Origin of the sequence: Acinetobacter sp. BHS4 (assembly GCF_018454425.1) — a bacterium.
GTDB lineage: Bacteria > Pseudomonadota > Gammaproteobacteria > Pseudomonadales > Moraxellaceae > Acinetobacter > Acinetobacter pittii.
Genome location: NZ_CP075323.1, coordinates 706161 through 723867 on the forward strand (window position 1 = coordinate 706161; position 17707 = coordinate 723867).

Sequence of the window (17707 nt, forward strand, 5' to 3'; positions counted from 1 at the left end):
AAGCTATTACTCGGTTTTTTGTTTTTATTGATCTTTAATAAACATCACGGCGGTAACGGCCTTGTTGTCTTAAATCATCTACCTGTTCTTCACCTAGAATTTCGATAAGTGCTTGATTAACTCCGCTTGCCATACCATCAATACTACCGCATACATACAGAACAGCACCGCGTTCTATCCAGCTTACTAACTCTGCTGCATTTTGACGGATTACATCCTGAACATACATGCGTTGTTCTTGATCTCTCGAAAATGCTAAATCGAGGCGCTTTAACATTCCTGTGGTTTTCCATGCTTCAATAGTTGATTCATAGAAGAAATCACATGCTCTTTGACGTTCACCAAAGATTAACCAGTTTTCAGTGTAATCATGACGTGTACGGGTGTGTAATAGGCTCATTAAGCCAGCAATGCCAGTTCCGTTACCAATACAAATAATAGGGCGATTATCATCAATAAGATGGAATGATTCATTGGTACGAATACGCAAAGCAATTTCATTATTAACTTGTGTATGTTGAGTCAGCCAACCCGAACCTAAACCTAAATTGCCAGACGCATCATATTGTTGGCGTACAACCAAACGAAGGACTTGCTGAGACGGAATGCTCGCAATCGAATACTCTCGCGTTGGGAGAGTAGGGAGTTGCTCTAATAAGTGATCCAGATTGGCAAATGGTTCGATTTCACCAGTTAAATCTTTATTCCAAAGCGCTTTTTCGATTGAAATCTGCAATGAATCAACTTTTGAATTTTTAAGAATATGATGCTTTTGCAAAAAAGCATGAATATGTTCAGGACTATTACCAGGTTGGATTTCAGCAATATCTCCCGCTTGCCATATCGCCTCATGATTTGCTTTAAGTTCAATATTATATGCAGGCTGACCTAAGCTATTTGGATTGAGCAAGTCACGTTGCTGTAATGTCCAACTATCAAATACTTTTTCCAGATTTACAGCATGCAAATCTAATTTAGTTGCCTTCGCGAGAGATTGATTCCAATTTTGAATATCCGATGGGTTTGCATTATCAACTTCAATTGTATTGAAGAGAGTATGGGCACCATTTGCTTTAAGCCAAGCATCCACTGCATGGCCAAAACTACAATAAGTGTCTGGATATTCTTTAGAGCCTAGCGCTAGAACAGCATAGTTGATGTGCTTAAGGTCCAAATTCAATTTTAAAAGTTTCTTAGCAAAGCTTGTAGCGAGATCAGGAGCATCACCAGTACCATAAGTACTAATTACAAATAAAACCTGTTGATGTTGTTCTAAATCAGTTTGTGTTAGCTGCTGTACAGATTTTACCTGAACAGGTTGATGAGCCTCTTGTAAACTTGTTGCCGTGCTCCAAGCGAGTTGTTCAGCTACGCCTGTTTGAGTTGCATAAGTAATAAGCCAAGGCTTTGCATTTGGATCAATGTATTGTCCTGCTAAAGACTGACGAGCTGCCTGTGTTAATTTTTTCTGTTTACGGCGTTTAAGGTAAAGCATCCACCCAGTAACCAAGAACAAAGGCATTGCTAGAGAAGCAAGCATCGCAACGAATTGATAAATTGGTCCAAAGAAGCTACCACGGTGTACTGGTAACATGCTGCTCATAATCTTTTGATTAAGCTTTTTGTCTTCGTAAAGCTCCATCTTTTCGATGTTGCCAGTTTGATAATTATAGATGGCTTGATTGCGTGCACGTTCGTGTTGTGGGATAGCATCGACAAAGGTTAACTCAATTTTCCCATCATCTTTTTTCGGTAAGCTTAATGTTAGTGTCGAATAATCACGTCCGATTTGGCTATTGAAGCCGCTCCATGTTTGATTAAGTGCTGTAATGAGCTGTGTATTATCTAATTGAGGCTCTGATTTTTTATCATTATTACGGCCAGATTGTTTGCCTTGCTGCATTCCTCGATTTTGATTTTGAGGAGTGGCACCATGATCTTGTCGTTTAGGCTGTTCAACTCCCATCACTTTGAACATGCCACTACGCCACCAATCATAAGACCAATATAGGCCTGTACATGCGAAAAGAAGGTAAAAAACAATGACCCATGTACCAACAACCGCATGTAGATCCCAAATAAAATTTCGGCCTTTGAGTTTTGGTTTTACGGCAAGCCATTGACGAGCAGAATGCTTCTTAGGCCAGCGTAAATACAAACCGCTAAGTACAAAGTAAATTAACATGAGCGCGCAGGCACCCGTAATTTGTTTACCAACTTCGCCGGCTGTTAAATTACGATGAATTTGTTGTATGAGTAACAATAACTTTCGGCCTTTAACATCTGGAAGAACCTCAGCGTTATAGGGGTTAACCATCATATTGTAGCCACGACGTTCACCTTCTTTTTCAATGTTTACCACAGAAGAAGAGGTGGGGTCCTTAGCAATCGTAATGCTATTAATTTTGATTTCAGGCTGAGTTGTATTGAAATGCTGGTAAAGCTGAGCAGGAGTTAGTTTAGGAGTATTTTCAGCTTGAACAACATAACTATCAGAATTCACCCATTTTAAAATTTGTTGATCATAAGAATAAATTGCACCTGTGACACCCATAATGGATAAGATGAGGCCAGCAGTAATTCCCAGAAACCAATGAATTTGAAATAAAATCTTTTTAAACATGGTAGAAAATGTAAATATGATGGAGATCTTGTAACGAAGTATAGCCGAAGATTGGGGAGATAATATGGATTTTGGAGATAATATTAATTTTCATTATCATTAATTTTTAGCTTAATAAAAAGCCTCCATGAGGAGGCTTTTTATTAAATATAGAATTACAAGGTTTTTGGCTCGCCAACAGATTCTTTTAAGTGCGTACGAATTGTATTGAACGAGAAGTTCTTAGAGTCCATGCGTTTAGGTAGAATATAAGCACCTTGTTGTTCTTGGCCTTTTGGATCTTTTACTTTGAAATTGACCAAAATGAAATCAGGCGTATTGTACCATTCGTAGATATTTTTCCATCCAATAGTACCTACGCCTTCTTGTAAGCCCATTTGTTGACGCATCACAATACCATGAGGTTGCACACCTAAACGAATACCTTTGATTTCCTGTACCGGAAATTCATTCATCTTGCGTTTAACGTACCATTCTAATCCGTATTTACGTCCTACGTAGTAAAGGACTACGCAGACAATAGCAACCCAGCAAAAAATAGTAGAGTAGTTCTTGATAAAAACAAGACCTAAAATAGCTAGGGCTAAAACCACACCCATAATTACCCAGATTTTTGTGCTGATTTTATTGGTACTGCGCCAGATAAGAAGCTGTGCATGACGTTGTTCAGCTTCTGACACGTCATAGGGAACAGGCTGAAGCGTATAAGCGTATAAAGTTTTCGCGGTCATAGTGCAAATAACAAATTGTAAACTGTTTTAAGTTTAGCATTAATTGGCATAAGTCAGGAAAGGATATTATGCCAATTTCATACTAATTTCCGACTCAGATTTATAACGATGCAAGCTCACTGGCATCGTTATCAAGATCATGACTTAGGCGTTGTTTTAGCATACTGAAACGGTTTAATACACTAAGCATGAGTGATAGCTGTTGTAAGATAATGAGTGATTTTTGGTCCTCTTCATTATTTTGACTCAAACGTTGACGTATCGTTTGGAGCATATTTTGTGCTGTAAGACCAGGCATCTCATCTCTCAATAACGCACCTTGAATGTCGTCCAGCGCTTGGTCTAAAAGTTTAAGAACAGCTTGGTCTTGAATGCTTTCTCGATGTGCCCCTAGTGCTGCGATATAACTTAAAAAAGTATGGTTTAAACATAGAAATTCAAAAATATCTGATTTACGGGTAGGGTCAAAGTCTGGCTCTGTCGCTAAAGTTGAAATAAGTGAAGCAACCTCGGCATCAGTATTATGTGCAGCGCGTCTTACAATACGGTAATTCAGCGCATGATTGCGACCTTCATGATATTGTTTAACAACTTCAGCTAAATAATTGCATTGAGCTTGTAATGAACGTCTGATGTTGCGAGGTAAGCGTCGGAATTTCCAGTCAGGCCAAATAAATGTCACTCCAAACCAAGCTAGGGCACATCCAATTAAAGTATCTACAAATCGCGGAATAGCAGCAGCCATTGCCGAGCCATCTAGATTAAAGTTAATTAATGCCAAAATTGTAATAAATGCGGTTGCTTGAGCATATTGCTTACTGCGTAACTCAAAAAACAGTACCCCGCTCAAGATCAACATTAATAGTTGTCCTTCGACGGAAGGCACGAGAAATACAATGGTAAGACCAACAATAATTCCGACTAATGTTCCGACAATTCGTAAGCGTAAGCGACGTTTGGTTGCGTTGAAGTTAGGTTGGCTTACAAATAGGGCTGTAAGCATAATCCAATAGCCGTACTCGATATTGGTCATTTGAATCAGCACATACCCAATAAAAAGAACAATTGAGACGCGAATTGCATGGCGGAAAAGTACAGATTCAGGAGTTAGATTTTGCTTTATTCGGATGACAATATCGTTCCATCCTTGTAAATCATCATCTTTAAGCTGGTTCTCTGCTTGTTTAACTTTATCAGACTGAATGTGTTGTTCCGTTTCTAAGTTAAGTAACTGAGAGTCGATAGATTTTAAATTTTGGTATAAAGCGAAGAGAGCATTTACCCATAACAGATCATAATGCTGATCACGTCTTAGTTTCTCTAAAGATAGTCTTAAGTTCTCAAAACTCTGCTTGAAACGTTTGTTATGGTTATAAGGTTTACGTTGTAAAATACATTCGTTTAACTCTTGGCAAGCTTTGCCTTGAACCGCCAAAATTCGTTGAAATCTAAATAAAATATCACTGTGCTGAAAAATTTTGGCTAACTTTTGATAGTCGATATGGGCTGAGTCAGCACGCTCGTGAATGTCTTGAGCGACAAAATAATAATGTAAGCTTCGGCGTGTATCTTTTTGCCCACGGTCACCTTTTAAACGAGTCAATAAAGCTGTTTTTAAGTCATTAAAAATCGTAATTAACTTACCATTTTCTAATGACAGCTCAATCATACTTTGCTGATAGCTGGCAGGAGTCATATCTACATCAAATAAATTTGATTTTGCAAATAGAAAATCACCTAGAGATGCATAAGACGCTGCGAGTTTATCTTGAAGTTGGCGAACCGGAAATAGTAAAAAGCTAATAGTAGCAATGAGGCCATACCAAGCAGCACCTGCAACTAAAAGAGCCGGTTGAATATACCAGTGATCGAAAAGGTGAACACCCAACATGGTATAGACCGAAACAACCAAACAGCCATAAGAAATGGTGGCGTAACGACGTCCTAACGAACCTAGTAAAATCCAGCCAATACATGAAGCAATCAACCCTAAAGCAAAAGCCATTGGGTAGGGGAAAAGTAGTTGTACAGAAGCTGCGGTAACGAAGAACCCAATATAAGTATAGATTAGGTTCATGATTCGCACGGAAAAGCGATCATCAATATCACTCAAACCTGCTGCGACTACACCTAAAGTGAGTGGAATAGTTGCTAATTGATAGCCTAAAAAATAAGGCACGAAAGCAGTTCCTGAAAAGGCTATCAGCATTCGCACGTTATACATAAATGTTGTGTTATAAGTCGCTCTTTTTAGGCGTTTAAACCAAGATTTCAAATGAAGTCCTTGCTGATCAACCTGAGTGATAAAGGATTTGTGTATTTCTACACCAATGTTGCACAAATCATACGATAGACAGTGTAAGCTTGTCTGTATGCAAATGAGTGAAAAATGAAATATCGTTATGTCTGAACAAACAGCCCAGCGTCAATACTCTATTGGCTGGATTATGTTGCTCGCTTTACTTACGGCTTTAGGGCCGTTATCCATTGATATGTACTTACCTGCGTTACCACAAATGGCCCATGATTTTGGGGTAAGTACGCAAATGGTGGCAAATACACTACCAGCTTATTTTTTTGGTTTAGCCATTGGGCAGTTGGTTTATGGTCCTTTAAGCGATCGTATCGGTAGAAAGAAACCACTTTACTTTGGTCTCGCGCTTTATGCAGTCGCAAGCTTATTTTGTGTAATGGCTACTAATGAATGGAGCTTGATTGCGGCCCGTATTTTACAAGCTTTAGGTGGTTGTGTTGGCGTAGTCATGGCTCGTGCAGCAATACGCGATAAATTGGACGTTCAAGGTTCTGCACAAGCTTTCTCAAGCATGATGATTGTCATGGGACTTGCACCAATTTTGGCTCCTATGATCGGAGCATGGATTTTAATTTGGTTTCCGTGGCAGGCTATTTTTATTGCGCTTTCAATTGTGGGTGCGCTGTGTTGGCTGTGCGTACATTTCTTTTTTAAGGAAACTTTGGCAAATGATAAAAGGCTTAAGCTATCACTCTATCAAGTGGTGACTTTATATGGAGCTATTTTCAAAGATGCGAGTTTCCGCTTACCTATGTTTGCAGGCTGTTTAACGGGGGCTGCATTATTTTGCTATATCAGCTCAGCACCTGCCGTGTTTATGGATCAGTACGGACTTAATCAGCAAGAGTTTGCTTACGTGTTTGGACTAAATGCTTTTGGCATTATGTTGATGTCTTCTTTAAACAAGCATTTAACAACACGTGTTGAAATTACCAAACGCTTAAAATCGGGTTCCCTTGTGCAAGTGACTGGAGCCATCATTGTATTTATTGCTGGTTTAATCCCTGCAGCGCCTTTATGGCTTGTTATGGTAGGGTTATTTTTAGCTATTTCGGGTATTGGTTTAACAGGCCCAAATGCTATGGCGTTAGCAATGTCCAAACAAGGTGCTCGCGCTGGGACAGCAAGTGCAATTATGGGAAGTATGCAATTCGCTTGTGGCCTTTTAGGTGGCGTGCTTCTTAACTTCCTGATTTGGTCCGCATCGCTCAATATGGGCGTAATGATGGTGTTATTTACACTAAGTGGTTTTATTGTCGTATTGAAAGCGACACAACAGGTCAAAACCAAGCCATTCTCATAGCTTTTAGAGAATGGCCACTTATAGCTTATTCGTCTAGAAAAACTGTGAAATTTTCAACAGGTTCTCTAGGTGTAATAAAGGTATTTACAATGTGGTTAGGATCGGCATGACCTAATGCAATTGCACATACCAGTTCTTCGTCATCTGATGCACCTACTATATCTAAAACAATAGGGTGAAAATGATTCCAAGCTGCTTGTGGGCATGTATCTAAACCACGTGCCTTGGCAGCGACCATCACGTTTTGGATCATCATTGCGATATCCATTTTAGAGCCGATTCCCATCGTTTTATTTACGGTAAAGAAAAGGCCGACTGGTGCATCAAACAATTTAAAATTACGTAGCTGCTGTTCAGCCATTTTTTCTTTTTCGCCCTTTTTGATTTCGAGTAAACCGTAGAGTCCCCAACCATTCTCGCGGCGGCGGTCAATAAAAGGGGATATCCATTTTTCAGGGTAATAGGCAAAAGTTTCTTTATATTGTTCTGCTAGTTCAGGATTTTTTGAAACTTCAATTTGTGCAGCACAGACACGTTCAACCATTTCATCACGCTTTTTGCCTGTGACCACATAGACTTTCCATGGTTGAGTGTTTGTTCCAGAAGGTGCTCGACTTGCGACTCGTAATATATCTTTAATGACTTCTGGCTCAATTGGAGTATTTAAAAAAGCGCGGACAGAATGTCGAGAAGTAATAGCTTCATCAACGAGACGAACTTGTTCCAGATTCATGCGTACTCCTATATCTTTTCTTAAATACTTTATACTTTTTTGAAGTTTAATTTCATGTTTTGAAAGTACTTCATTTATAAGCAAAAAATATTAGAAAAGGGATATCCTTAAAGATATGATGATGTGTTTAGTTTGGATATAATGTCTAATTAACTCTAATGTGAATATGCCACTTTAGATCTAAATAGACAAAAAAGTATGATGTTTTTGACTATAAAAATAAATTTATAGCATCAGTTGGATTAAAAATCACTCAATTGAAAAAAAGGTATAATATGTTTAAAAACAGTACAAAACAGATGATTTTGGATAAAAAATAATCGGAAATAACATAAATTTTTAATGAAAAACATACACAAAATTTTAAATTTCTGCATAATACCGACTTTTTTACGCAGGTATGATTTCTCCATACTCATGTTAGGAAAGAAATGGCTGCATACAAAATCCCTTTACAAAAAGGATTTGGATGTAGAAATGGAGAAATACACGAGGAATAAGGAGCTTTACATGAGTTTACCGCTCATCAACAAGCAGTTCATGAAACAAGGATTGGCGATTACCATTGCAACCATGAAAATGAACGTAACTCACGCAACTACTGAGCCACAAGAAATACAACAGCTTGGTACAGATCTAAATGCACTCTTCTCCAATCAGAGGGAAAAGGGCGCAGATAGCCGCGTTATGGCGATGGCTCGTTACAGTCTTTGAAATTCATATCCATTTTAGACATTCGCTCTCAAGTATATGTAAATATGCTTATTGGCTTAAATCCAGATTTTTATAACTCGATTAATTGATGGGAATCATTAAACGAGCTGATTTAGCGGTGGTCATTTGTTAGTTTCCAAGTTTGTAGCCGAGTCGATGCATTCTGTTCACCCAAATGGGAATATGTTCAGTGGTGCGATGAATTCATTTTATCTGAAGGGTGCTTTCTCTCATGCGACCTTCAAAGGCTTAGTGCTGGGCATTATGTTGCTTAAACTTGTGACGTTAATTGCTATTCAAGTGACATTAAAAGTTTTTCCTTAAATGTACTGAAGAAGTCCCTATTTTGAGGGGCTTTTTTGTTTATTGCAGTATTTTGGCTTGTGCTATTAGCACATTAGCAAGAACGTAAGCGGACCGAGTATGAATGAACAACTCAATGCCACACTGATGTCGTGGGTACAATTTTTTAATGATCCTTTATGGGATTTTCTGGTTATTTTCTTGCTGGCTGTCGGTATTTTTTATACGGTCTTAACAGGGGCAGTGCAGATCCGCATGTTCTTGCAAAGTATCCGTGTCATGAAAAGCAGTCGTACAGAAGGCGAAGATGAGCATGGACTTACACCTTTTCAAGCTTTTGTAACGGGTCTTGCGAGCCGTGTTGGGGTGGGTAACATTGCAGGTGTGGCAATTGCGATTGCAATTGGTGGCCCTGGCGCTGTGTTCTGGATGTGGGTAACTGCTGTACTTGGTATGAGCTCTGCTTTTATTGAGTCAACACTTGCTCAGCTTTTTAAAGTTAGAGATAGCAAGTCTAAACAATTCCGCGGTGGACCAGCTTACTATATTACCCAAGGTTTACGTAGTAAAACCTTTGGTGTGGTTTTCGCACTAGCACTCATCTTTACCTACGGCTTCGTATTCAACTCAGTCCAAATTAATGCGATTGCTAATGCTTCTTCACATGCTTGGGGTTGGGACAAAGCTAATCTTATTGCTCATTTAGGTGGTGTTGATCTAGAAATTTCATGGGTTGGCCTTGCACTTGTCGTGATGGTTGCATTGGCAATTTTTGGTGGTATTAAACGTATCGCTAAATTTGCAGAGATGTTTGTACCTTTAAAAGCGGGTCTTTATCTAGCCGTTGCTCTCTATATTGCAATTAGTAACTATGCAATTTTACCTGATATTTTAAAGCTGATTGTGACTGAAGCTTTCCACTTCAATGCTGCGGCAGGTGGTTTCTTCGGTGCGGCAGTGTCAATGGCAATGATGCAAGGTATTAAACGTGGTTTGTTCTCAAACGAAGCAGGTATGGGTTCTGCGCCAAACGCGGCTGCTGCATCTGATGTAAAACATCCTGTAAACCAAGGCTTAGTACAAATGCTTGGTGTATTCGTAGATACGTTCATTGTATGTACAAGTACCGCAATCATCATCTTAGTTTCTGGCGTTTACCAAGACGCAGGTTTTGTTGGTGTTGAATTAACACAACGTGCCTTAGAAACTCAAGTTGGGCATTGGGGATCTGATTTCCTAGCGGTTCTATTATTCTTATTCTGTTATTCAGCTGTATTAGGTAACTATGCTTATGCAGAAGGTAATGTACAGTTTATTAATAACAATCCGAAAGTCATGTTTATCTTCCGAATTTTCGTATTGGTGATGGTGTACTTCGGTGCAATCGGTAGTGTTCCACTCGTTTGGTCAATGGCTGACTTGTTTATGGGTATCATGGCAACCATTAACTTGATTGCAATTTTACTATTAACGCCAATGGCACGTACTTTGTTAAAAGATTACCGCGAGCAATTAAAACGAGGCATTAAAGAGCCTGAGTTTAAAATTGACAAGTATCCGGAATTGAAGAAAAAAGTTGATTCAGATATCTGGTAAGTTTCAAAAGGCCTCTTATACATAAGGGGCCTTTTTCATATAGGCGATAAATAAAATACTTGAGTCTAAATTTTAAACATGACAAATTAAATAAATTCACTACAGCTTTTCACGAAAGTAGCAACTAAAATTGCAATCCGAACTTAAACCTCATAGTACGAAGATGGGCCATGAAACAGCTTAAATTGTGGGTTCTCGGACTCTCTATGGTGTTGGCGGGATGTCAGACCACCACACACTTGTCTGCTGCTCTAAAACCGCAAATGACAGAAGCTTATGCTCGTCCTGTCGATCAACCTTTTGCAAGAATTAAAAAAATGCAAAAACGTCCTGTTGTTGCGCTTGTATTGGGTAGCGGTGGAGCACGAGGTTATGCTCATATTGGGGTGATTGAAGTTTTAGAACAACATGGTATTCGCCCGGATTTTATTGTAGGTACGAGTGCCGGTAGTATTGTTGGGGCAATTTATGCGAGTGGTAAAACACCTGCTGAGCTGCGTGATACTGCTTTAAAAATGAAAGCTGGTGACGTCCGTGATATTAGTATCGGATTAAAAGGTTTTTTTGATGGTAAAAAAGTAGAGAACTACGTTAACCAGCAAGTAAATAACATGCCACTCGAAAAAATGAAGATTCCAATGTATGTGGTGGCAACTGAACTAAAGCATGGCACTAAGACCGTATTTAACTACGGCAATACCGGTCAAGCCGTAAGAGCCTCTGCTTCGATTCCGAGTATGTTTGTGCCGACTAAAATTGGTAAATCTGAATATGTAGATGGTGGGTTGGTGAGTCCTGTGCCAGTTGAAGTGGCTCGTGATTTAGGTGCTGATGTCATTATTGCAGTTGATATTCTAGCTCAACCTATTTACACAGAAACTTCGAATGTCTGGGGACTATTTAATCAGAATATTAATATCATGCAAGGGCGTTTGGCAGCAGAAGAATTGCAATATGCAGATGTTGTTATTCAGCCAGATTTAAGAGAAAAAGCACATATTTTTGATGTCAAAGGCCGTGAAGCTACTATGAAATCTGGTATAGATGCAGCTAATGCCAAGCTTTCTGATATTCAGTTTGCTATTGATGAAAAAATAGCTGAACAAAATATGTCTACGGAAGGCTTGAGTGCTCAAAGCCAATAAATAAACGTTAATATTCTGAAAATTATAAAAAAAGCCCACATAGGGCTTTTTTTATGGAAGTCTAAACCTTCAATTTTTGGAATAAAATTTTTTGTATATTAGAGACATGTTGGATATGCTGAAAACTCTAATGGTTAATATGAAATATTGTTGCCGTTTTTTAAAAATAATTGATTTGTAGTGTATTGAGGCTGACTGGATAAATGATACAGCAACAGGTTAAAAATGGCTTTCCAACATTAGATGATGTTCATGCTGCCGCAGAGCGTTTGGAGGGTTTAGTTGTAAAAACTCCCTTTGTTTTCTCAGAGACCATTTCTAAAACCTTAGGGGCTGAGATGTGGTTGAAATTTGAAAACTTACAATTTACAGCTTCATTTAAAGAGCGGGGTGCTCTGAATAAACTGTTGTGTTTATCTGAGCAAGAAAAGCAACATGGTGTTATTGCAGCTTCGGCAGGCAATCACGCACAAGGTGTAGCCTACCATGCTCAGCGGACAGGTGTGACTGCAACTATTGTAATGCCGAAATCTACACCAAATGTTAAGGTGCAACGAGTACGTGAGTATGGTGCGCGCGTTATTTTGCATGGGCAGGACTTTTCAGAAGCTGCTGCTGAAATGCATCGTGTTGCACAAGAAGAATCTTTAACGATTATCCACCCATTTGATGATGCTGAAATTATTGCGGGTCAAGGCACCATTGCACTTGAAATGCTTGCGGCTGTGCCTGATCTGGATATTTTGGTTGTGCCAATTGGTGGTGGTGGTTTAATTTCTGGTATTGCAATTGCTGCTAAAGCGATCAATCCAAAAATTAAAATTATTGGGGTGCAATCAGTTGTATACCCAAGTATGGCAAAACTACTTTGTAATTATCAACATGCGGTTTCAATGGGCTCTACTGTTGCTGAGGGCATTGCGGTAAAAACTCCAGGTGAGCTTACGACCCAAGTTGCTAAAGAATATGTTGATGACATTGTCGTTGTCACTGAAGACATGATTGAAGAAGCGATTGCACTATTACTTAATATTGAAAAAACAGTATGTGAAGGAGCAGGTGCGACAGGTATTGCTGCAATTATGTCGCGTCCTGATCTGTTTTTAGGTCATAAATTAGGTGTGGTGCTGTCGGGTGGCAATATTGATACACGTGTTATGGTCTCTGTATTACAACGCCATTTAACCCGTACAGGCCGTATGGTTCGTATTCGTGTTGAATTACCGGACAATCCAGGTGCTTTAGCTCGTTTAACAGCCATTATTGCTGAGCAAGGTGGTAATATTTATGAGTTACGTCATGAACGCTTTGCGGCAACAAGCCGTGCCAAAGAAAGCGCTGTGAGCGTTGATGTCGAATTAAAAAGTGCCTCAGACCTAGATTTGCTTATTCAAGCAATGCAATTGGAAGGCTATATTGTTCGTAAAGAAGAGATTTAATCTCTCATATCACTGTGTTATAAAAGCTGTATATGGCTCTATCAAGAGTCATATACAAGGTAATTTAAATGGATTAAATTGCCAAAAAGGGATTAATTTACAAAAAAACGATCAAATCCTTCAATGGAACAGGAAAAACTGACAATTCTCTAAACTTTACCCTTCACAATTTTAAGGTTTAGGTTTTAGTATTCCTTTCATTGTAAATTTGAAGAAATATAGGGATATCCACGCTCAATGTTCAAATCATTTTTTCCATCACCAAGGTATTTCTTTATATCTGCGGTCATTTGGATCGCGCTCAATATGGTGCTCTGGTATACAGGTGGAGATCACTGGGGAGAGTATTTAGGCTTTCCGCAGGGTTATGCAGAGGCTGAATTGCCTATTGGTGTAAGCCGTTTTTGGTCGCCTGCTTTTTTATGGTTCTATCTTTGGTTTTTAATCTCTACTGCGCTTTTTGCTGGCTTTTGGAAAATTATTTCTAATAATCCATGGCAGCGTTGGTCAGTCTGGGGCTCTGCATTTATTTTGTTCAATATTTGGTTTGCTGTTCAGGCTAGCGTTGCGATTAATGCATGGTATGTACCATTTTGGGATTTAATCCAAAAAATGCTTTCGAGTGGAGGAGGAGATCTCTCAGCACTATATAGTGAGACAATGGTCTTTCTTTATATTGCTATGGTTGCGGTGACTCTTGCTGTGATTAATGCCTTTTTTACAAGCCATTATGTATTCCGCTGGCGTACAGCAATGAATGAATACTACACAGAGCATTGGGAAAAACTACGTCATGTTGAAGGTGCTTCGCAACGTGTGCAAGAAGACACTATGCGCTTTGCAACAATTTTGGAAGATTTAGGGGTAGAGTTAGTAAAAGCGGTTATTACATTGATTGCCTTTTTACCTATTCTATTTCAACTGTCTAAACATGTTCCCGTTTTACCAATTGTTGGTGAGTTAAATCACTCTTTAGTATGGGCCGCAATAGTGTGGTCAATTTTCGGTACAGTTCTATTAATGGTAGTAGGGATTAAGTTGCCAGGTTTGCAATTTAACAATCAGAAAGTAGAAGCGGCTTATCGTAAAGAATTAGTTTATGGTGAAGACCATGCTGATCGTGCAAAACCTGCTACCTTGCGTGAGTTATTTAGTAATGTACGTAAAAATTATTTCAGACTTTATTTCCATTATGCCTATTTTAATATGACAGCTATTTGGTATGGCCAACTTGATGTTTTATATAACTTGGTTGTTCTTTTCCCATCAATTGCTGCTGGTAAACTCACATTAGGTTTAATTCAACAAATTGCAAATGTATTTGGGCGTGTACGGGAATCCTTCCAATACTTAATTAGTTCATGGAAAACAATTATTGAACTGCTTTCAATTTATAAGCGTTTAAAAGCTTTTGAATCGATATTACACAAATAAAATAAAAACCCGCGAAAGCGGGTTTTCTTATTAAGTATTGGATTAGTGCATTGCATTATAAAAATTAAGGATAGGGCCAACTAAAGACTGCTGCGATTTATCTAAGGTGATTTGAATTTCTTTATAGTTAAAAGTGTCTTCATCATAATATTTAGCAATACCATGCGTTTTATTGTTCACTTGTGGAATTTGATAACTAAAAAAAGCCACTTTCTTAGAAGGGTGAACAATATTGATGAGTTTTTTAGGGTCTTTAAATCCGCCAAATTCATTTTCCAGACTTTCTTTTAATAGCTCGGGAAAATAAAGTGTTGCATTTGGTAGTCCGCAACCGACGCAAAATGAAGAATCATAGAGTTCTATTGCTTGCTTGTGATCTGGACTCATTATTAGAGCAAAACCAGTTCCATTTGCACCTGCATTTGCTTGCACGTCGTGCCAATTTTTGGGAACAAGTACTAAACCTGTTTCAGGTAATGCAAGAAGCTTGAGTTGTTTGGCGTGTTGAGCCTCGAGTTTAAAATTAAAATTGCAGCTTTTAGGTGTACAGGTTTCAAAGTCTTTAAGTAAACCATTCTCCATTGGGTTCTGTGCAGTAACACCATAAAACGGAATGGTAACGCCGTTTAAAAACTTTGCCTCTCCTAGAGTGTAGAACTGATTATCTGCTTTGCGGGTCTCAGCAGAGCTATAAAATTTGGGGAAATGGGGTGTAAAGCTTTTTATTTCTGCATAAGCAAGTGAAGTTAGACTGGTAAATGCAGTAAATAATAAAAAATTCAGTTTTTTCATTTTTAGAAAGTAATCAATTTAAATTTTATATAAATCTAGCATATTCTTTTAAACTAGACGGTAACCCAAAATTTAACACTATTGTTAACTTCATAATAAAACAGACCAGCAGAGACATGAAAAATGAAGAAAGTCCTTTCAATTTGTTGTTTATCAGTCATTGGTTCTTATGGTTTTGCTCAAGAAATCAAAGGTATTTCATTTTCACACCAAGAGTGGGAAATCTCGTGTAGCAATACGGGTACATGTAAAGCCGCAGGCTATCAAAGTGAAGAAAATGGTGACAATCCAGCTTCAATTTTATTAACACGTAAAGCAGGCCCAAAACAACCTGTGCAGATTGAATTTGCTTTGTCAGACTATGAACAAAGCATGCCAGCAAACCAGCTTAAGAATATTCATTTTTATATAAATGGCAAAAACTTAGGCGCTGTGACTGTAGATGGTACTGAGTTACCACTTATGGGTAAACTGAACAGCTCGCAAGTCAATGCTGTACTACAGCAATCCAAACAGAAGACCGAAATTGTTTTTAAAAATACACAGCATGAATGGAAAATTTCCGATGCTGGAATGACTGCTGTGTTATTAAAAATGGATGATTTTCAGAAGCGTGTCGGAACTGTTGGTGCTTTGGTTAAAAAGGGCAGCACCAATGAAACCAAAGTGCTTATGCCTGAGCCAAAACTACTTGTTAAACGTATTAAGACTTCAAACAAACCTTATTTAACTTTACAGCCAAAAAATAAAAAGTACCAAGCCATACATCGTAGTTTGATGGCTGCTAAACCGAATCAGAAAGAAGATGGCTTTTGTGAAGGCGTTTATGGCGGTAATAGCGATGGAGCTGAACCACAGAAAATTGAGCTATATAAACTAACCAATAAGAAAGTTCTGGCGACTACGTTGTGCTGGAGAGGTGCCTATAACGAAGGATATGGTGCTTGGGTGTTAGATGAGTCTTTAAATGGTAAGGCAACATTTGTGTCTGATTCCGCTTCAGATTTTGATAGCGGTATTATCAGTAGTGCTCAAAAGGGAAGAGGCATTGGAGACTGCTGGGCAAGTGAAGAATGGGTGTGGGATGGTAAGAGTTTTGTACATACTAAGGATATGTGGACGGGTATGTGTAAAGGCTTGGCAGCAGGTGGGGTGTGGGAACTTGATCGAATAGAGTCTGTGGTGAAATAGGTATTTTGCGGTTACAGAGTCATAACAGGTAACTTTAGTGACTCTGTGATAAAAAGAACAGATTGTTTATTGGAGCCAGACCTATGTCACATCATCTTTACGCTATTGTTCGCCGTAAGTTTTCACACCTGAGCCGTTCAATATGTGTGGCTGGTGCTGTATTGGGGACTACTCAAATTACGATGGCTGGTCCAACAGTTGATCAGCTCAGTGACTGTCTGGTTAAGGCTACAACGGCTTCAGACAAAACTACTGTACTTCAATGGACATTTACAGCTTTAGCGGCTCATCCCGATTTAAAAGCATTTAGTAATGTAACGCCTGAGCAAAAAGATCAGCTAGACCAAAAACTGGCTCAGGTTTTACAACGTGTGATTGTGGAGCAATGTTCTGCTCAGACCAAAGCTGTAATTCAAGCAGAAGGTGTGAAGGCTGTTGGGGAGGCATTTCAACAGTTAGGTCAAAGTGCGGGTGAAGATATTGTTAAGGACCCAGCTGTTAAACAGCAGTTACAAGGTACATTGCGTTATATCGATTTAAATAAATTAGTGACGACGTTTTTAACACCAGAAATTTGGAATAAATTAGGGATTACAAGATAAAAATCTAGTTTTCTATTTTAGTAATAAAGCCTGCTATCTAAGAGCAGGCTTTATTGTATTTGGGATAAAGAGATCTCTTTAGATCGTAATTGTAGCCCCTAAAACTTTCACAAATTGAGCTAACCAAGCTGGATGTGCAGGCCAAGCTGGGGCAGTCACCAAATGACCATCTGTAACTGCTTCAGTCACAGCAATGTCTGCATATTGCCCACCTGCCAATTTTACTTCGGCAGCACATGCTGGATAAGCTGAGCAGAGGCGGCCTTGTAATATATCTGCCGCTGCGAGTAATTGAGCGCCATGGCATACGGCTGCTATTGGTTTTTTCACTCGATCAAACTCACGCACAATTTCGATAACACGATCATTCATGCGCAAATACTCTGGTGCACGACCACCCGGAATAACTAAACCTACATAGTCTTCGGTATTAACGGCATCAAAATCATAGTTAATCGCAAAGTTGTGGCCACGTTTTTCGCTATAAGTTTGTTCGCCTTCAAAATCATGAATAGCTGTCGCAATATGGTCACCATTCTTTTTATTTGGGCAAACAGCATGCACGGTATAACCTAAACCAATTAAAAACTGAAAAGGAACCATAGTTTCATAGTCTTCGGCATAGTCACCGACTAACATTAAAATCTTTTTAGACATGATTTATCTCTCTTTTTAAAATATAAGTGATTTCAATTTTTAATTTAAATTAGCATAATCACTGAGTAATTCTTTAGAAAAAAGCACATTCTTTAGTCGAAGGGTGTTTCATAAGAATGTAAAAAAGCCC

The 17707-nt window shown here is 38.8% G+C and carries 15 protein-coding genes; 9 read left to right on the forward strand and 6 right to left on the reverse strand.

Translation table 11 applies throughout. The features are described 5' to 3' along the window. Nucleotides 1–34 precede the first annotated feature (34 nt). The 3 genes from KIP84_RS03485 to yccS all read right to left on the reverse strand — a co-directional run bounded on the left by KIP84_RS03485 (nucleotide 35) and on the right by yccS (nucleotide 5629). Nucleotides 35–2623 carry a sulfite reductase flavoprotein subunit alpha gene (locus KIP84_RS03485; protein WP_213689339.1) on the reverse strand — a complete coding sequence of 863 codons (2589 nt, stop codon included), beginning with the start codon at nucleotides 2621–2623 and terminating at the stop codon, nucleotides 35–37. Nucleotides 2624–2778: 155 nt separating this feature from the next. Next, nucleotides 2779–3354, reverse strand: a complete 576-nt coding sequence (locus KIP84_RS03490) for an SdpI family protein (protein ID WP_086265167.1) — start codon at nucleotides 3352–3354, stop codon at nucleotides 2779–2781. A gap of 100 nt (nucleotides 3355–3454) precedes the next feature. Further along, complete coding sequence (yccS, locus tag KIP84_RS03495) at nucleotides 3455–5629, reverse strand: YccS family putative transporter (protein ID WP_213689340.1); 2175 nt, start codon at nucleotides 5627–5629, stop codon at nucleotides 3455–3457. Between the two features lie 127 nt (nucleotides 5630–5756). Here yccS and KIP84_RS03500 point away from each other — a divergent pair, with 127 nt between their 5' ends. Continuing rightward, nucleotides 5757–6971: a multidrug effflux MFS transporter gene (locus tag KIP84_RS03500; RefSeq protein ID WP_014207547.1), complete on the forward strand. Its 1215-nt coding sequence runs from the start codon at nucleotides 5757–5759 to the stop codon at nucleotides 6969–6971. 25 nt (nucleotides 6972–6996) lie between these two features. On the opposite strand, the gene KIP84_RS03505 is transcribed toward KIP84_RS03500, so the two are convergent. Next, nucleotides 6997–7704 carry a nitroreductase gene (locus KIP84_RS03505; RefSeq protein ID WP_002116417.1) on the reverse strand — a complete coding sequence of 236 codons (708 nt, stop codon included), beginning with the start codon at nucleotides 7702–7704 and terminating at the stop codon, nucleotides 6997–6999. Between the two features lie 510 nt (nucleotides 7705–8214). Between KIP84_RS03505 and KIP84_RS03510 the strand changes: the two genes are divergently transcribed. The 6 genes from KIP84_RS03510 (at nucleotide 8215) to sbmA (ending at nucleotide 14335) form a co-directional block, all read left to right on the forward strand. Continuing rightward, the gene (locus tag KIP84_RS03510; protein WP_005064392.1) at nucleotides 8215–8418 is read left to right on the forward strand and encodes a hypothetical protein; all 204 of its coding nucleotides are present in this window, start codon (nucleotides 8215–8217) and stop codon (nucleotides 8416–8418) included. 183 nt (nucleotides 8419–8601) lie between these two features. Continuing rightward, nucleotides 8602–8742 carry a hypothetical protein gene (locus KIP84_RS03515; RefSeq protein ID WP_014207545.1) on the forward strand — a complete coding sequence of 47 codons (141 nt, stop codon included), beginning with the start codon at nucleotides 8602–8604 and terminating at the stop codon, nucleotides 8740–8742. Between the two features lie 99 nt (nucleotides 8743–8841). Beyond that, on the forward strand, nucleotides 8842–10317 hold the full coding sequence (locus KIP84_RS03520) for an alanine/glycine:cation symporter family protein (RefSeq protein WP_032062924.1): 1476 nt from the start codon (nucleotides 8842–8844) through the stop codon (nucleotides 10315–10317). Between the two features lie 170 nt (nucleotides 10318–10487). Continuing rightward, nucleotides 10488–11462: a patatin-like phospholipase family protein gene (locus tag KIP84_RS03525; protein ID WP_032056665.1), complete on the forward strand. Its 975-nt coding sequence runs from the start codon at nucleotides 10488–10490 to the stop codon at nucleotides 11460–11462. A 203-nt stretch (nucleotides 11463–11665) separates the two neighbouring features. After that, complete coding sequence (locus KIP84_RS03530) at nucleotides 11666–12901, forward strand: threonine ammonia-lyase (protein ID WP_005064397.1); 1236 nt, start codon at nucleotides 11666–11668, stop codon at nucleotides 12899–12901. 237 nt (nucleotides 12902–13138) lie between these two features. After that, nucleotides 13139–14335 (forward strand): peptide antibiotic transporter SbmA, encoded by a 1197-nt coding sequence (gene sbmA, locus KIP84_RS03535; protein WP_063099543.1) that lies wholly within the window; start codon nucleotides 13139–13141, stop codon nucleotides 14333–14335. 42 nt (nucleotides 14336–14377) lie between these two features. On the opposite strand, the gene KIP84_RS03540 is transcribed toward sbmA, so the two are convergent. Further along, nucleotides 14378–15127: a DUF4850 domain-containing protein gene (locus KIP84_RS03540; RefSeq protein ID WP_151282728.1), complete on the reverse strand. Its 750-nt coding sequence runs from the start codon at nucleotides 15125–15127 to the stop codon at nucleotides 14378–14380. Between the two features lie 123 nt (nucleotides 15128–15250). On the opposite strand from KIP84_RS03540, the gene KIP84_RS03545 reads away from it, so the two are divergent. Together KIP84_RS03545 and KIP84_RS03550 are read left to right on the forward strand one after the other, a co-directional pair. Then, nucleotides 15251–16318: a DUF1176 domain-containing protein gene (locus tag KIP84_RS03545; RefSeq protein ID WP_151282729.1), complete on the forward strand. Its 1068-nt coding sequence runs from the start codon at nucleotides 15251–15253 to the stop codon at nucleotides 16316–16318. An 83-nt stretch (nucleotides 16319–16401) separates the two neighbouring features. Next, nucleotides 16402–16920: a hypothetical protein gene (locus KIP84_RS03550; RefSeq protein ID WP_213689341.1), complete on the forward strand. Its 519-nt coding sequence runs from the start codon at nucleotides 16402–16404 to the stop codon at nucleotides 16918–16920. Nucleotides 16921–16998: 78 nt separating this feature from the next. On the opposite strand, the gene KIP84_RS03555 is transcribed toward KIP84_RS03550, so the two are convergent. Next, entirely contained in the window at nucleotides 16999–17577 is a 579-nt protein-coding gene (locus KIP84_RS03555) for a DJ-1/PfpI family protein (protein ID WP_199113921.1), read from the reverse strand. Nucleotides 17578–17707 lie beyond the last annotated feature (130 nt).

What these genes read in the sequence shown, in the direction of transcription:
- KIP84_RS03485 (WP_213689339.1), bottom strand. Translation starts at nt 2,623, where the DNA reads ATGTTTAAAAAGATTTTATTTCAAATTCATTGGTTTCTGGGAATTACT.
- KIP84_RS03490 (WP_086265167.1), bottom strand. Translation starts at nt 3,354, where the DNA reads ATGACCGCGAAAACTTTATACGCTTATACGCTTCAGCCTGTTCCCTAT.
- KIP84_RS03500 (WP_014207547.1), top strand. Translation starts at nt 5,757, where the DNA reads ATGTCTGAACAAACAGCCCAGCGTCAATACTCTATTGGCTGGATTATG.
- KIP84_RS03505 (WP_002116417.1), bottom strand. Translation starts at nt 7,704, where the DNA reads ATGAATCTGGAACAAGTTCGTCTCGTTGATGAAGCTATTACTTCTCGA.
- KIP84_RS03510 (WP_005064392.1), top strand. Translation starts at nt 8,215, where the DNA reads ATGAGTTTACCGCTCATCAACAAGCAGTTCATGAAACAAGGATTGGCG.
- KIP84_RS03515 (WP_014207545.1), top strand. Translation starts at nt 8,602, where the DNA reads ATGTTCAGTGGTGCGATGAATTCATTTTATCTGAAGGGTGCTTTCTCT.
- KIP84_RS03520 (WP_032062924.1), top strand. Translation starts at nt 8,842, where the DNA reads ATGAATGAACAACTCAATGCCACACTGATGTCGTGGGTACAATTTTTT.
- KIP84_RS03525 (WP_032056665.1), top strand. Translation starts at nt 10,488, where the DNA reads ATGAAACAGCTTAAATTGTGGGTTCTCGGACTCTCTATGGTGTTGGCG.
- KIP84_RS03530 (WP_005064397.1), top strand. Translation starts at nt 11,666, where the DNA reads ATGATACAGCAACAGGTTAAAAATGGCTTTCCAACATTAGATGATGTT.
- sbmA (WP_063099543.1), top strand. Translation starts at nt 13,139, where the DNA reads ATGTTCAAATCATTTTTTCCATCACCAAGGTATTTCTTTATATCTGCG.
- KIP84_RS03540 (WP_151282728.1), bottom strand. Translation starts at nt 15,127, where the DNA reads ATGAAAAAACTGAATTTTTTATTATTTACTGCATTTACCAGTCTAACT.
- KIP84_RS03545 (WP_151282729.1), top strand. Translation starts at nt 15,251, where the DNA reads ATGAAGAAAGTCCTTTCAATTTGTTGTTTATCAGTCATTGGTTCTTAT.
- KIP84_RS03550 (WP_213689341.1), top strand. Translation starts at nt 16,402, where the DNA reads ATGTCACATCATCTTTACGCTATTGTTCGCCGTAAGTTTTCACACCTG.
- KIP84_RS03555 (WP_199113921.1), bottom strand. Translation starts at nt 17,577, where the DNA reads ATGTCTAAAAAGATTTTAATGTTAGTCGGTGACTATGCCGAAGACTAT.